Below are 14,604 nucleotides of genomic sequence, written 5' to 3'. Positions count from 1 at the left end.
CCTTTGGTCTGGCCGGGGAGTTCAGCCGGCCAGCGTCAAACGGGGTTCGCCATCGTCGGTCTTCTCGCCGCGCGGCGGGCTGGCGGCGGGAGCGGCCGGGCGGCCGGCGTCGTGCGCAAAGCGGCCGTCCACCGTGGCGCCATGCTCGATCGTCAGCGCGTCGTAATGCACGTCGCCCTCGATCTTCGCCGACTTCAGGATGACAAGCTCGCGCGCGGTGATCGTGCCCTTGACCGTCCCGGCCAGGCGCGCGGTCTCGGCAGTGATCGATCCTTCGACCACGCTCTTCTCGCCCTGCACCAGCGAAGCGCAGGTGATGTCGCCCACGACGGTGCCGTCGACGTGCAGGTCGGCGCTGGCGGCGACATCGCCCCGGACGACGACATCGGTGCCGAACACGGAAAAGGTCGAGCCGCTAGCCATTGTCCGCGGCGCTCCCGTCGGCGAGCGTTCCTCGGGCTTCTTCGAGAACATGGGGGGCTGACTCCAGGAAGGGGCGCGGATTGACCGCGCGGTCGTTGACACGCACCTCGAAGTGGAGGTGCGGGCCGGTCGATCGGCCGGTGTTGCCGATGGCGCCGATGACGTCGCCCGCGGCGACAGTCTGGCCGACCTTGGACCGGAAACGCGACATATGGGCATAGCGGGTGGTCAGGCCGTTGCCGTGGCAGACTTCGACCACGTTGCCGTAACCCGATTTCTGGCCGACGAAACAGACCCGCCCGGCCGCCGCGGCATGGATCGGCGCGCCGACCGGACCGCGGAAGTCGAGGCCGGAGTGCATCGCCGCGCCGCCCGTGAAGGGATCGCTGCGATAGCCGAAGCCGGACGAGATCATGCGCATGTCGGCCGGCATGACCTGGGGGATGCCCTTGAGCCCACGCTCGAGCGCGTCCATCCGCTCCATGCTCGCGCCCAGGCGGGCGAAGCGCGGATCGGTCGTGCCGTCGCGGTTGGTGGAAAGCCTCTGCAAGGGGCCGCCCATCGCGGAGCGGGCCGCATTGACCATCGTGCGCGGATCGAGCCCGAGCTGGCGAATGGCCTTTTCGGCCACCGCGGCGCGGCGGTCGGCATAGCGCGTCAGGTTCTCGACGAAGGCCAGCTGGCGCGCCTCGAGCCGGGCCAGCGCGCCGGCCTCGGGGATCGATGCGCTGACCTTGGCGACCGTCTTGGCCGCTTCGTCGCTGCTGTCCGAAACCGTTTCGTCGGGCTGCACGTCGTCGGGCAGCATCGGCATCACGCTTTCGATGAAATCCTGCCGCTTGGTCAGGTCGTCGGCCACTTCGTCGAGATCCGCGCGATAGGCATCGACCCGGCTCGCCGCGGTGGCGACTTGCGCCTCGCGGGTGAGCAGCGAATTGCGCGCGGACTGGGCCTGGTACTGCAGCACGCCCATGACCGCCATCGAGCCGCCCCAGGCGACCACGGCCGCCAGGGCCCCGCCGGCGGCGAGCATCTGCACTTTCGAAGTAAGAGTTACGAAGCGGACCTGCCCCCGCGATCGCATGAAGAACTCGCGATCGGGAAACCAGCTTCGCAGGCGGGCCCGTACCCCGCCGGCGCGATTATCTTTCAAGTCGACCCCACGTCCCGTTTTTTTGGATCGCGGCGCGCCTATCAAGAAATGTTATGTGCGGCGAATCGATGCCCACGACTCTTGGGCGAGTCGAAAGGGAATCGGGACGAGTCGAACAAAACCTCGGGAACCATGCAGATTTGGCCCGGAACAGAAGAAAAACGGGCGAATCGATCCCCGTGCCGCTAGGGGTCGCCGAAAGCCGATGGAGAGTGCCATGTCGACCAGACCGGAACCTGCCGCAGACTGCGATTCGCTGGTCGCCGATCTGGCGCGCTCGGGGCGCCGGGCGCAACGTGCGCTGGCCCGCATGAACGATACGGAGAAGGCAACCGCCTTGCGCTCCGCGGCAACCGCCCTGCGCCGCAACGCCGCCACGATCCTCGCCGCCAATGCCCGCGACATCGCCGCGGGCGAGGCGCGCGGCCTGTCGAAGGCGCTGCTCGACCGCCTGCTGCTCGACGAGCAGCGGCTCGAAGGTATAGCTGCCGCAGTCGAGGCGGTGGCCGCGCTGCCCGACCCGGTGGGCGAGATCATCTCGCACGCTACGGTCCCCAGCGGGCTCGACCTGTCGCGCGTGCGCATCCCGATCGGCCTGATCGGCATCGTCTACGAAAGCCGCCCGAACGTGACCGCCGATGCCGCGGCGCTGTGTTTCCGCTCGGGCAATGCGGCGCTGCTGCGCGGTGGATCGGAAGCGATCCATTCCAACCGCGCGATCCACGCGGCGCTGGCCGAAGGGCTGGCCGAGGCGGGCGCCCCGGCCGACGCGGTGCAACTGATGCCGACGCAGGACCGCGAGGCGGTCGGCGCCATGCTGCGCGCCGCCGGGCTGATCGACATGATCGTGCCGCGCGGCGGCAAGAGTCTGGTCGAGCGGGTGCAGAACGATGCCCGCGTGCCCGTGCTCGCCCACCTCGACGGGATCTGTCACACCTACATCCATTCCGCCGCCGACCCGGCGATGGCCCGGTCGGTCGCCCTCAATGCCAAGATGCGGCGCACCGGAATCTGCGGGGCGATGGAAACCCTGCTGCTCGACACCGGCTTCCCGGCTGCGGGCGAGGTCGTGGCGGCCCTGCTCGACGCGGGCTGCGAACTGCGCGGCGACGCCCGCGCCCAAGCGATCGACAGCCGTATCAAGCCGGCCAGCGCCAACGACTGGGACTGCGAGTATCTCGACGCGATCCTTTCGGTCGCGGTGGTCGACGGGCTGGACGCCGCGCTCGATCACGTGGCGCGCCATTCCTCGGGCCACACCGATGCCATCGTGACGTCGGACGAAGCGGCCGCGGAGCGCTTCCTGGCGGAAGTCGACAGCGCCATCGTGATGGTCAACGCCAGCACCCAGTTCGCCGACGGCGGCGAGTTCGGCCTGGGGGCCGAGATCGGCATTGCCACCGGCCGGCTGCACGCGCGCGGCCCGGTCGCGCTCGAAGGGCTGACGACCTACAAGTGGCAGGTGCGCGGCACCGGGCAGACGCGGCCTTGATATCCGCTCTCCCGCCTGCGTAGGCTGACGCGGAAGGAGAGAGAGCGATGCGTTACAACCGGCTGGGCAGCACGGGGCTCGTCGTATCGGAGCTGTGCCTGGGGGCGATGACCTTCGGCAACAAGTCGGGCGGTTTCTTCCAGCACGATCTCGACCAGGCCGGTTCGACCGCGCTCGTCAAGCAAGCGCTCGACGGCGGGATCAACTTCATCGACACCGCGAACGTCTATTCGGAAGGGCAATCGGAGGAATTCACCGGCCGGGCGCTGAAGGACCTCGGAATCGCGCGCGACCGGGTGATCGTGGCGACGAAGGGCATGGGTCCGATGGGCTCCGGCCCGAACGATTCGGGTTATTCACGCTACCACCTGTTGCATCAGGTCGATGCCAGCCTCGAACGGCTGCAGCTCGACCACGTCGACCTTTACCAGATTCACGGCTGGGACCCCCATGCGCCGATGGAGGAAGGCCTGCGCGCGCTGGAAGACATCGTCCGGTCCGGCCGGGCGCGCTATGTCGGGGTGTCGAACTGGGCGGCGTGGCAGATCGCCAAGGGGCTCGGCATCCAGGCGCAGCGCGGGTGGGACCGCTTCGTATCGCTGCAGGCGTTCTACGCCGTCTCCGGCCGCGACCTGGAGCGCGAACTGGTGCCGCTCCTGGAAAGCGAAGGGCTCGGCCTGATGGTCTGGAGCCCGCTCGCCGGCGGACTGCTGTCGGGCAAGTACGCGCGCGACGATACCGGCAACCAGAGCGGGGAGGGGCGGCGCAAGACGCTCGATTTCCCGCGCGTCGACAAGGATATCAGCTTCGCCGCGGTCGATGCGATGCGCCCGATGGCGGAAGCACGGGGGGTGTCGGTCGCGGCCGTCGCGCTCGCTTGGCTGCTCCACCGGCCGGTCGTCTCGACCGTAATTGTCGGCGCCAAGCGGGCCGACCAGCTGGCGCAGAACCTCGCCGCGAGCGAGATCGAGCTGACTGCCGAGGAACTCGCCCAGCTCGAACCGATTGGAGCGCTGGAGCCGGAATACCCCGGCTGGGCCATCGCCGCGCAGAACCAGCGCCACGGTTTCCGCGTCTCCCCGCGGCGCCTCGCGCAATAGGAAACGATATGAAATACAACAACTTCGGCAACACCGGGCTTTATGTCTCGGAGCTCTGCCTGGGCACGATGACCTTCGGCGGGGAAGGCATGTGGACCGCGATCGCCGATGTCGAGCAGGACGGCGCGACCGCGCTGGTCAAGGCGGCGCTCGATGCCGGGGTGAACTTCATCGACACCGCCAACGTCTATTCGAACGGCCTGTCCGAACGGATGACCGGGCAGGCGCTGAAGGATCTCGGCGTCAATCGCTCCGACGTCATCGTGGCGACCAAGGCGCTCGGGCCGATGGGCGACGGCGTCAACGATCGCGGCGCCTCGCGGCATCACCTGCTGCACCAGATCGACGCCAGCTTGGACCGTCTCGGACTCGACCATGTCGATCTCTACCAGATCCACGGCTGGGATCCGGCGACGCCGGTCGAGCACACGCTGCGCGCGCTGGACACGATCGTCGCCTCGGGCCGCGCGCGCTACGTCGGCGTGAGCAACTGGGCGGCGTGGCAGATCATGAAGGCGCTGGGCGTGGCCGAGCGGCTCGGGCTGGACAGGCCGGTTTCGCTGCAGGCCTACTATTCGCTGGCGGGGCGCGACATCGAGCGCGAGATCGTGCCGCTGCTGCGCTCCGAGGGGGTCGGCCTGATGGTCTGGAGCCCGCTCGCCGGCGGGTTCCTGTCGGGCAAGTACACCCGCGACGGCGACGAAGCGGGCCGGCGGGCCAGCTTCGACTTCCCACCTGTCGACAAGGACAGCGCCTACGACACGATCGATGTCATGCGCGCCGTCGCGGCCGAGGCGGGCTGCACGGTGGCGCAGGTGGCGCTGGCCTGGCTGCTCGCCAAGCCGGCGGTCTCGACCGTCATCTTCGGCGCCAAGCGGCCCGACCAGCTGGCCGACAACCTTGGCGCGGTCGACGTTTCGCTCAGCGCCGCGCAGATCGAGCGACTCGACGCCGCCAGCGCGCTCAGGCCCGAATACCCCGGCTGGATGATCGAGCGGCAATCCTCCTATCGCGAAGGCGCGCGCGCCGGCGATCCGCCCAAATCGTGAGTCGAACAGGGCCCGTCACCGGCCTGCTCGGGGGCAGCTTCAACCCGGCCCACGGCGGGCACCGGCGAATCAGCCTGTTCGCCGCCGGGGCGCTGGGTCTGGACGAGGTCTGGTGGCTGGTCTCGCCCGGCAACCCGCTGAAGCCCAGGGCGGGCATGGCCCCGCTCGCGACGCGGGTCCGCTCGGCCCGGGCGCAGGCGCGGCGGGCGCCGATCCGCGTCACCGCGATCGAGCGCGAGCTGGGCACGCGCTACACCGTCGACACGCTGCGCGCTCTCGCCAGGCGCTATCCCGGGCGGCGATTCGTCTGGCTGATGGGGGCCGACAACCTGGCCCAGTTCCACCGCTGGAAGGACTGGCGCGGCATCGCCCGCACCATGCCGATTGCGGTTATCGCCCGTCCGGGTTATGACGATGCCGCACTCGCGAGCCCCGCGATGGCCTGGTTGCGGCGTTACCGGCTGGCCGCAAGCAGCTTGAAAAGCCGGACGGAATGGAGCGCCCCGGCGCTGATCACATTGCGTTTCGATCCCGATCCGCGTTCGGCGACCCAGCTTCGCCAGGCGGATCCCGACTGGGCAGGCCGGCACGCCGGCCCACCGCCGAGGGATGCGGTCACGCACTCGCTCATCACCGACCTTGCGGAACCTCCGGCTTCATGAGCCCGGCGGACCTCAGGCGCTTTTCATTCCGGGCAAGGAGCCCATATTCCTCAGATGACACCTGCACAGGCCCAGCCGGCAGCCGCCGGCACCGTCAAGCATGTCCGCATGGCTGACGCGACATCCGCACCGGCGGACGGCACCCTTCTCAAGCTGGTCCTCGACAGCCTCGAGGACGACCAGGCGCAGGACATCGCGGTCATTCCGCTCGAAGGAAAGTCGTCGATCGCCGACCATATGATCGTCGCCTCCGGGCGCTCGACGCGGCAAGTCGCGGCCATCGCCACCAAGCTCGCCGAGCGGCTCAAGCACGCAGGCCAGGGCAGCCCGCGCATCGAGGGCCTGCCTGCCGCCGACTGGGTGCTGATCGACGCCGGCGACGTGGTCGTCCACCTGTTCCGCCCCGAGGTCAGGAGCTTCTACAACCTCGAGCGGATGTGGGGCTTCGGCGAAGACGGCTCCCCGATCGCCGCCGGCACGGCGTAACCTGACTCAGGTCCGCGCCTGTGCGCGGACATTTCCGGCGCCGTTTAGCCCTCGGCTGGCCGCCGACGCCTTTGCACGGTAACGAGGCATCGTGCTGCTTCACGTCATCGCCCGCGGAAAGATCGCCCGCTCGCCCGAGGCGGAGCTCGTCGCGCGCTACGAGAAGCGGCTGACCTGGCCCGTCAGGCTGACCGAGCTGCCCGAGACCGGCGGCAAGGTGGCCGATCCGCTGACCCCCTGCCGCACCGTCCTGCTCGACGAGAAGGGCCGCGACCTCTCCTCCGAACAGCTCGCCGCCCAGCTCGAAAGCTGGCGCGACGGGGGCATTCGCGAATGCCGCTTCGTCCTCGGCGCGGCGGACGGGCACTCGGACGAGGAGCGAGCCTCGGCCGACCTGCTGCTGGCTTTCGGCAAGGCGACCTGGCCCCACCTGCTCGCCCGGGCGATGCTGCTCGAACAACTGTTTCGCGCCACCTCGATCCTTGCCGGGCATCCCTATCATCGGGCAGGGTAGCGCGGTGAAGCGCGCCCCTGCACTCCTGGCCCTCCTGCCCCTGCTGCTCGTCGGCGCGACCGGCAGCGCCGCCGTGGCGCCCGCCTTCGACGACCCGGCGGCGACCCGCGAGGCGCTGCGCTCCGCGCTGGCCGAACGCACCGCCGCCGAGGCGCGCAGCCGGCGGCTCGACGCCGAGGCGGCCCGCGCCACCGAAGCGGCCGAACGGACCCGGCGCGAAGCCGCCGCGCTCGCCGCGCGGGTCCAGCAGGCGGAGGCGGGGATCGCCGCGGCCGAGGCGCGCATCGCGCTGGTCGACCGCGAACGGGCCAAGCTGCGCGAAGCACTGGGCCGCGAGCAGGGCCCGCTCGTGCGCCTTACCGCCGCGCTGCAACAGTTCTCCCGCCGCCCGGTGGCGCTCTCCGTGCTGAGGCCCGGATCGGTGCGCGACGTGGTCTACACCCGCGCGCTGCTGTCGTCCGCCGTCCCCGCCGTCCAGTCGCGCACCGCGGGCGTTCGCGGGCAGCTCGCCCGCGGCCGGGCGCTGCGCGGCCAGGCGATCGCCGCCGCGCGCGTCCTGCGCGAGGAGCAGGCCAATTTCGGCACCCGCAGCAAGCAGCTCGCCGCGCTCGAAACCCGCCAGCGGCTCGCCTCGCGCGAAGCCAGCGGCAGCGCCGCGCGCGAGGCGGAGCGCGCGCTGGCGCTGGCCGAAGAGGCCCGCGACCTCGATTCGCTGGTCGGCCGGCTCGATCGCGCGGGCGGCCTGCGCCGGCGCCTGGCGGCGCTGCCCGGCCCGGTCCTGCGCCCGCCGCAACCCGAACTGGCCGACCGCGCCCCCGAACCGGCATCCGAGCAGGCGGCCGCGCGCGCCGCCGCCGCCGGCGGGCCCCCGCCGTCGCCGTACATCCTGCCGGTCACCGGCCGTACGGTGATCGGTTTCGGCACCCCGACCGGCAGCGGGCTGTCAGGTGGCCTCACGCTGGCGCCGCGCGCGGGCGCCCAGGTCGTCGCCCCGGCGGCGGGGCGCGTCGCCTTCGCCGGGCCGTTCCGCGGCTATGGCCGCATCGTCATCATCGAGCACGAAGGCGGCTGGGCCAGCCTGGTCACCGGGCTCGCGCGGGCCGACGTCGAAGTGGGCGAAGCGCTTGTCGGCGGGGCGCCGCTCGGCGTCGCGGGGCAGGGCCGCCCGACCGTGTCGCTCGAATTGAGGCGCGGCGGGGAGCCGGTCAATCCGTTGCAGTTCGTCGGCTGAGCGGTGCCATCGGCAGAGGGGCAGCGTGCATCATCTGGCATTAACCCGGCAGGCGCGATACATCTGCCAACGACACGATCCGAGGACTGGACCATGAAATTCGCTTCGCACCTGCGCGCCGCCGCCCTGCTGACGGCCGTCGCCGTGCTGCCCGCGGCCACTGCCGGCTATGCCCAGGTGGACAGCGCGATCTCGCCCGAGTTCGCCAAGTTCTTCGCCACCTACCAGCGGATCAAGACCAGCTACGTCGAGCAGGTCGACGACGAGACGCTGATCCGCGGCGCGATCGACGGGATGCTCGCCTCGCTCGATCCGCACTCGGCCTATCTCGAAGGCGCCAGCTTCGAACGGCTGACGACGATGATCGACGGCAACTACCAGGGTCTGGGCATCTCGGTGCAGATGGAAGACGGGATGGTGAAGGTGGTCAGCCCGTTCAAGGGCAGCCCGGCCGACAAGGCGGGGCTCAAGGCCGGCGACTACATCTCGCACATCGAGGGCAAGCTGATCTACGGTCTCGAGCTCGACGAAGCGGTCGAGAAGATGCGCGGCGTGGCCGGCACCCCGGTGCGCCTTTCGATCCTGCGCGCCGGGCGTGAAGGCCCGTTCGACGTGACCGTGACCCGCGGCGTGATCGAGCTCGAACCGGTGACCTCCGAGCTCAAGGCGGGCAACATCGGCTACATCAGCGTCAACGAGTTCAGCCGCGATGTCGGCGCCGACGTTTCGAACGCGCTGAAGTCGCTGCGCACCGCGGCCGGCGGGCGGCTGGGCGGCGTCGTGCTCGACCTGCGCAGCAATCCGGGCGGCTCGCTCGACGAGGCGGTCGCCCTGTCGGACCTGTTCCTTGCCGAGGGGCAGATCGTCTCGCAGCGCGGGCGCGGCCGGCGCGACACCGTCTATTACGACGCCGAGAGCGTCTATCGCGGCGATGCCGCACAGGGCCTGCCGATGATCGTGCTGATCAACGCGGGCAGCGCTTCGGCCAGCGAGATCGTCGCGGGCGCACTGCAGGACCAGCACCGCGCGCTGGTGATGGGCGAGCGCAGCTTCGGCAAGGGCAGCGTCCAGTCGCTGCTGCCGCTGACCCGCAATTCGGCGCTCAAGCTGACGACCGCGCGCTACTACACCCCGTCGGGCCGCTCGGTGCAGGAAGGCGGGATCGAACCCGACATCCGCGTCCCGCAGCTCTCGGACCCGGACGCCGCGGCGAAGGCAAAATACGCCTATCGCGAGAGCGACCTGCGCCGCCACCTGGTGAACGAGGTCGACATGGAGGACGAGGCGCTCGAGGCGGACGTGCGGCAGGATCCGCGGTTCACCGCGACGGTGGACGAGCTCAAGGCCAAGGGCATCGAGGACTTCCAGCTCGACTACGCGGTCAAGACGCTCAAGCGCACCGCCGGCGTGCAGACCGCGCGCCGCTGACCTTGGCGTTGGCGACCCGCATGACGGCGTCCGATCGCCTCGCGCAGCGGCTCGCGCTCGCCGTTCCCGCGCTCCTGCTGGGCGGGGCCTACGTGGGCGAATATGCCTTCGGGCTCTGGCCCTGCGAGATGTGCTGGTGGCAGCGCTATGCCCATTTCGCAGCGCTCGCGCTGGCCCTGCTCTCCACGGTCGTGGCGCCCAGGCGGGTGCTCGTCGGGCTGGCCGGGCTTGCGATCCTCGTCGCCGGGCTGACCGGCGCCTTTCATGCAGGCGTCGAATACGGCTGGTGGGAAGGCTTCACCGCCTGCAGCAACTTCGCCGTGACGCCCGAAGGCGGCAACCCGCTCGACGCCATCATGAACGCGCCGCTCGTGCGCTGCGACGAGGTGCAGTGGTCGCTCCTCGGCATTTCGCTCGCGGGCTGGAACTTCCTTGTCTCGACCGCGTCGGCCCTGTGGATCTTCGCATTGCTGAGGAAAAAGGGATGACCGACCGTTCGCAGATGATCCGCGTCGACCAGGCGGGCGAATACGGCGCGACCCGGATCTACGAAGGGCAGCTCGCCGTGATGGGCGACCGCGCGCCCCATTCGGCCGAAATCCGCGCCATGGCCGACCAGGAGGCAGCCCACCTTGCCCGCTTCAACGCCCTGATGGCACGGCGCGGCACCCGGCCCACGGCCCTGCAGCCGGTCTGGTCGGCCGCCGGCTATGCCCTGGGCGCGGCGACCGCGCTGATCGGTCCGGAAGCGGCGATGGCCTGCACCGCCGCGATCGAGGAAGAGATCGACCGGCATTATTCGCACCAGCTCTCTGCGCTCGAACGCGACGGCGACGATCCCGAGCTTGCCGCGATGATCGACGAGTTCCGCGCCGACGAGCGCGAGCACCACGCTGCCGCCTTGGCCGCCGGGGCGGAGCGGGCGCCGGCCTACCCGCTGCTCTCGGCGGCGATTCGCTTCGGCTGCCGGGCGGCGATCCGGCTCTCCGAACGAATCTAGGAACTGCAGGCGCGGTTCGAGCGCTTGGAACTGGCCAATCAAGCCCTTCATTGACAGTTCACGCGCACCCGCGCCTAGTCGCGGGCAGACAGCAGGAAACCCAACGATGCACCGCCTTCTCGCCCTTTCGACCGCCGCCGCGATGGCCGCGCTGGCTACTCCCGCCGCGGCGCAGGATGCCGGCGGCGACCGGGTCAACACCCTGATAATCTACGGGGATGACGAATGCCCAGCCTCGTCCGACAGCGAGATCACGGTCTGCGCCCGGATGGACGAGAACGAGCGTTTCCGTATCCCCGAGGCGCTGCGCGGCAGCGACAGCCCGGCCAACAAGCCCTGGGCCGAACGGGTCCGCAGTTTCGAGGCGGTGGGCAACTTCGGCCCCCTCTCGTGCAGCGCCGTTGGCTTGGGCGGCGAGCTCGGCTGCACCGCGGCGATGATCCAGCAAGCCTACGAGGAAAAAGCCAATTCCAGCACGGTGCGTTTCACCGAGCTGGTCGCCAAGGCGCGCGAGGAACGCCTTTCGGGGATCGACGAGGAAGCCGCCGACACCCAGCGCCGGGTCGAGGCCATCGAAGCCGAATACGACGCCCGCATCGCCCGCGAACAGGCGGCCGGACAGTCCGAGCCGACCCCCGACGGCGAGTGACGGCGTAAGCGCGGGATTAACCCGTTTGCGCTAGGGCGCCCCCTTATGAGCGGCCCCAAGCGTATCCTGTCCGTCTTCGGCACCCGGCCCGAGGCGATCAAGCTGTTCCCGCTGATCCACGCTCTCGAGGCCGATCCGCGGTTCGAGAGCCGGGTCTGCGTGTCCGCCCAGCACCGCGAAATGCTCGACCAGGTCCTGGCCATCGCCGGGATCGTGCCGCATCACGACCTCGACCTCATGCGTCCCGACCAGTCGCTCGACGCGCTGACCGCGGCGCTGATCACGGGCCTCGGTAAGGTGATGGACGAGGAACGGCCCGACTGGGTCGTGGTGCAGGGCGATACCGCCACCGTCATGGCCGGCGCGCTCGCCGCCTATTACCGCAAGATCCCGGTCTGCCATGTCGAGGCCGGGCTGCGCAGCGGCAATATCTTCCATCCCTTCCCCGAAGAGGTGAACCGGCGCGTGGTGAGCACGATGGCCGCGTTGCACTGCGCGCCGACGGAAACCTCGGCCGAGGCATTGCGGCGCGAGAACGTCGACCCGGCGGCGATTCACGTCACCGGCAACACGGTGATCGACGCGCTCAAGTGGATCGTGGCCCGGATCGAAGCCGAGCCTGCGCTTGCGTCGGGCCTGGCGGATCTGGAGGCGCGCTTCGCCGGCAAGCGGATCGTCGGGGTGACCAGCCACCGGCGGGAGAATTTCGGCGACGGGATGGAGGCCATCGCCGAGGCGATCCGGCGCCTCGCCGCGCGGCCCGACGTGGCGCTGATCTTCCCGGTCCATCTCAATCCCAACGTCCGCAAGGTGATGAACGAACGGCTCGGCGGGCTCGACAACGTGGCGCTGATCGAACCGCTGGATTACCCCCATTTCGCCCGCCTGCTGGCGATCGCCGACCTGATGCTGACCGACAGCGGCGGGGTACAGGAAGAAGCGCCCGCGTTGGGCAAGCCGGTCCTCGTCATGCGCGAGACGACCGAGCGGCCCGAAGGCGTGGCGGGCGGCACCGCGAAGCTGGTCGGGACCGATGCCAACCGCATCGTGGCCGAGGCCGAGCGCCTGCTCGACGATGCCGAGGCCTATGCCGCCATGTCGCGGGCGCACAACCCGTTCGGCGACGGCGGCAGCGCGGCGCGGATCGTGGAGCTGCTGGCCCGCTGAAAGCTAGAGGCCGTGGTAGGCCTTGTACCAGTGCACGAACGCGGGAAAGCCGACTTCCACCGGCGTCGTGGGCGCATAGCCGACATCGCGCGCGATCGCCGAGATATCGGCATAGGTCTGCGGCACGTCGCCGGCCTGCATCGGCTGGTATTCGACCCGCGCCTCGCGGCCGCAGGCCTCCTCGATCACGCGGATGACCTTCATCAATTGCTCGGGCCGGTTGTTGCCGATGTTGTACAGCGCGTGCGGCGCCCTGCTGCCGCCCGGCTTGGCCGTGCCGTCGTCGGCCGGCGGACGGTCGAGGCAGGCGACGACCCCGCTGACGATATCGTCGATGAAGGTGAAATCGCGCCGCATGTCGCCGTTGTTGAACACCGGGATCGGCTCGCCTGCCAGGATCTTGGAGGTGAAGATCCACGGCATCATGTCGGGCCGCCCCCACGGTCCGTAGACGGTGAAGAACCGCAGGCCCGTCAGCGGCAGGCGATAAAGATGGGCGTAGGTCTCGCTTATCAGCTCGTCGGCCTTCTTGGTCGCGGCGTAGAGCGAGTAAGGGTGATCGACCCGGTCCTCGACCGAGAACGGCACCTTCTCGTTTCCGCCGTAGACCGAGCTCGAACTGGCGTAGACCATGTGCCCGATGGCCCGGTGCCGCGCGAATTCGAGCAAGTTCAGATGGCCGACCAGGTTCGACTGGACGTAGGCATGCGGGTTTTCCAGCGAGTAGCGCACACCCGGCTGGGCGCCGAGATGGATGACAGCGTCGAATTCATCACCGGAAAGCGTCGCATTCAGCGCAGCCATTTCGGCGAAATCGAGCTGGCGGAAATCGAACTGCTCGCCGCCATCGGTCGCCCGCACCCGCGCTATCCGCGCCTTCTTCAGCGCCACGTCGTAATAGGCATTGAGGCTGTCGATCCCGACGACCGTGTCGCCGCGCGCCAGCAGCCGCTCGGCAACGGCGGAACCGATGAAGCCCGCGGCCCCGGTGATGAGTACCTTCATGCCCACGCCCCTAGCGCCACAGCGTTACCGGTATCTTTACCGTCGGGTGGTTAGGGACAGCGCGAAGAGCAATCCACCGGAAAGACAACGATGCGCGGCGAATCCCAGCCACAGGTTTCCGTTATCGGCCTCGGCTACATCGGCCTGCCCACCGCCGCGGTCATCGCCCGTGCGGGAATGCAGGTCAACGGGATGGACGTGAGCCAGGCGGTGGTCGACACGATCAACCGCGGCGAAATCCATATCGAGGAGGTCGATCTCGACGGGCTGGTGCAGGGCGTGGTCCAGCGCGGCCTGCTGCGCGCGGATACCCAGGTGCGCCCGGCCGACGTGTTCGTGATCGCCGTGCCCACGCCGTTCCACAAGGACGGCGCGCACACGCCTGACCTGACCTACGTCCTTGCCGCGGCGGCCAACGTCGCGCGGGTCATCAAGGCGGGCGACACGGTGATCCTCGAATCCACCTCGCCGGTCGGCACGACCGAGGCCATGCGCGACATGATTGCCGCCGAACGGCCCGACTTAGCCGTGCCCGGCCTGTGCCAGGGCACGCCCGACATCGCCATCGCCTACTGCCCCGAGCGGGTGCTGCCGGGCCATATCCTCAAGGAGCTGATCGAGAACGATCGCTCGATCGGCGGGATCACCCCGCGCTGCGCGCGCAAGGCGCTGTCGTTCTACAAGCGCTTCGTGCGCGGCACCTGCGTGACGACCGATGCCCGCAGCGCCGAGATGACCAAGCTGGTCGAGAACGCTTATCGCGACGTCAACATCGCCTTCGCCAACGAGCTGTCGGTCGTCTCCGATGCGATGGGGCTCGACGTGTGGGAGGTGATACGCCTGGCCAACCGCCACCCGCGGGTGAACATCCTTTCACCGGGCCCGGGCGTGGGCGGGCACTGCATCGCGGTCGACCCCTGGTTCATCGTCCATGGCGCGCCGAACGAGACGCCGTTGATCCGTACCGCCAGGGGCGTGAACGACGGGAAGATCCACCACGTGATCGCCCGCGCCGCCGCGCTGGTCGAGGCCAATCCGGCCGCGAAGGTCGCCTGCCTCGGCCTCGCCTTCAAGGCCAACATCGATGACTTCCGCGAAAGCCCGGCCCGGCTCGTGGCCGCCACGCTCGCGCGCCGCTTCGGCAGCCGCGTCCGGGTGGTGGAGCCCTATGCGCTGGAGCTGCCGCGCGAGTTCGAGGGTACCGGCGCCGAGCAGGTGGACATCGATACCGCGCTCGAAGAGTGC

16 protein-coding genes are annotated in these 14,604 nt (G+C 69.6%); 13 read left to right on the top strand and 3 right to left on the bottom strand.

The features are described from left to right. Positions 1–21: 21 nt before the first annotated feature. Together ACWPMZ_RS11590 and ACWPMZ_RS11585 are read right to left on the bottom strand one after the other, a co-directional pair. Positions 22–423, bottom strand: coding sequence for a bactofilin family protein (locus tag ACWPMZ_RS11590; RefSeq protein WP_455704220.1), 402 nt, complete (start codon positions 421–423; stop codon positions 22–24). Further along, the gene (locus ACWPMZ_RS11585) at positions 416–1,576 is read right to left on the bottom strand and encodes a M23 family metallopeptidase (protein WP_455704219.1); all 1,161 of its coding nucleotides are present in this window, start codon (positions 1,574–1,576) and stop codon (positions 416–418) included. The genes ACWPMZ_RS11590 and ACWPMZ_RS11585 overlap by 8 nt, the downstream gene beginning before the upstream one ends. A gap of 217 nt (positions 1,577–1,793) precedes the next feature. Here ACWPMZ_RS11585 and ACWPMZ_RS11580 point away from each other — a divergent pair, with 217 nt between their 5' ends. The 12 genes from ACWPMZ_RS11580 (at position 1,794) to wecB (ending at position 12,354) form a co-directional block, all read left to right on the top strand. Next, on the top strand, positions 1,794–3,068 hold the full coding sequence (locus ACWPMZ_RS11580) for a glutamate-5-semialdehyde dehydrogenase (protein ID WP_455704218.1): 1,275 nt from the start codon (positions 1,794–1,796) through the stop codon (positions 3,066–3,068). Positions 3,069–3,115: 47 nt separating this feature from the next. Beyond that, positions 3,116–4,168, top strand: a complete 1,053-nt coding sequence (locus tag ACWPMZ_RS11575; protein WP_455704217.1) for an aldo/keto reductase — start codon at positions 3,116–3,118, stop codon at positions 4,166–4,168. Between the two features lie 8 nt (positions 4,169–4,176). Continuing rightward, positions 4,177–5,217 (top strand): aldo/keto reductase, encoded by a 1,041-nt coding sequence (locus tag ACWPMZ_RS11570; RefSeq protein WP_455704216.1) that lies wholly within the window; start codon positions 4,177–4,179, stop codon positions 5,215–5,217. Then, a complete protein-coding gene (locus ACWPMZ_RS11565) occupies positions 5,214–5,879 on the top strand; it encodes a nicotinate-nucleotide adenylyltransferase (protein WP_455704215.1) in 666 nt (221 codons plus the stop codon). Before ACWPMZ_RS11570 ends, ACWPMZ_RS11565 begins: the two co-directional genes overlap by 4 nt. Before the next feature lie 54 nt (positions 5,880–5,933). Next, positions 5,934–6,365: a ribosome silencing factor gene (gene rsfS / locus ACWPMZ_RS11560; protein ID WP_455704214.1), complete on the top strand. Its 432-nt coding sequence runs from the start codon at positions 5,934–5,936 to the stop codon at positions 6,363–6,365. 91 nt (positions 6,366–6,456) lie between these two features. After that, positions 6,457–6,879 (top strand): 23S rRNA (pseudouridine(1915)-N(3))-methyltransferase RlmH, encoded by a 423-nt coding sequence (locus tag ACWPMZ_RS11555; RefSeq protein ID WP_455704213.1) that lies wholly within the window; start codon positions 6,457–6,459, stop codon positions 6,877–6,879. 4 nt (positions 6,880–6,883) lie between these two features. Further along, on the top strand, positions 6,884–8,110 hold the full coding sequence (locus ACWPMZ_RS11550) for a murein hydrolase activator EnvC family protein (protein ID WP_455704212.1): 1,227 nt from the start codon (positions 6,884–6,886) through the stop codon (positions 8,108–8,110). 93 nt (positions 8,111–8,203) lie between these two features. Then, positions 8,204–9,538, top strand: coding sequence for a S41 family peptidase (locus ACWPMZ_RS11545; RefSeq protein ID WP_455704211.1), 1,335 nt, complete (start codon positions 8,204–8,206; stop codon positions 9,536–9,538). 20 nt (positions 9,539–9,558) lie between these two features. Next, positions 9,559–10,026, top strand: coding sequence for a disulfide bond formation protein B (locus ACWPMZ_RS11540; protein WP_455704210.1), 468 nt, complete (start codon positions 9,559–9,561; stop codon positions 10,024–10,026). After that, positions 10,023–10,538: a demethoxyubiquinone hydroxylase family protein gene (locus tag ACWPMZ_RS11535; RefSeq protein WP_455704209.1), complete on the top strand. Its 516-nt coding sequence runs from the start codon at positions 10,023–10,025 to the stop codon at positions 10,536–10,538. The genes ACWPMZ_RS11540 and ACWPMZ_RS11535 overlap by 4 nt, the downstream gene beginning before the upstream one ends. A 106-nt stretch (positions 10,539–10,644) precedes the next feature. Beyond that, positions 10,645–11,187, top strand: a complete 543-nt coding sequence (locus tag ACWPMZ_RS11530; RefSeq protein ID WP_455704208.1) for a hypothetical protein — start codon at positions 10,645–10,647, stop codon at positions 11,185–11,187. A gap of 45 nt (positions 11,188–11,232) precedes the next feature. Then, positions 11,233–12,354 (top strand): non-hydrolyzing UDP-N-acetylglucosamine 2-epimerase, encoded by a 1,122-nt coding sequence (gene wecB, locus ACWPMZ_RS11525; protein WP_455704207.1) that lies wholly within the window; start codon positions 11,233–11,235, stop codon positions 12,352–12,354. Between the two features lie 3 nt (positions 12,355–12,357). Here the strand turns inward: wecB and ACWPMZ_RS11520 are convergent, their stop codons facing one another. Next, on the bottom strand, positions 12,358–13,359 hold the full coding sequence (locus tag ACWPMZ_RS11520; RefSeq protein ID WP_455704206.1) for an NAD-dependent epimerase/dehydratase family protein: 1,002 nt from the start codon (positions 13,357–13,359) through the stop codon (positions 12,358–12,360). Positions 13,360–13,449: 90 nt separating this feature from the next. Here ACWPMZ_RS11520 and wecC point away from each other — a divergent pair. Beyond that, positions 13,450–14,604: UDP-N-acetyl-D-mannosamine dehydrogenase (wecC, locus tag ACWPMZ_RS11515; protein ID WP_455704205.1), on the top strand; the 1,155-nt coding region annotated here is incomplete at its 3' end.

This window comes from Tsuneonella sp. HG222 (genome assembly GCF_053819185.1).
This window is presented reverse-complemented; position numbering and strand designations above follow the sequence as displayed.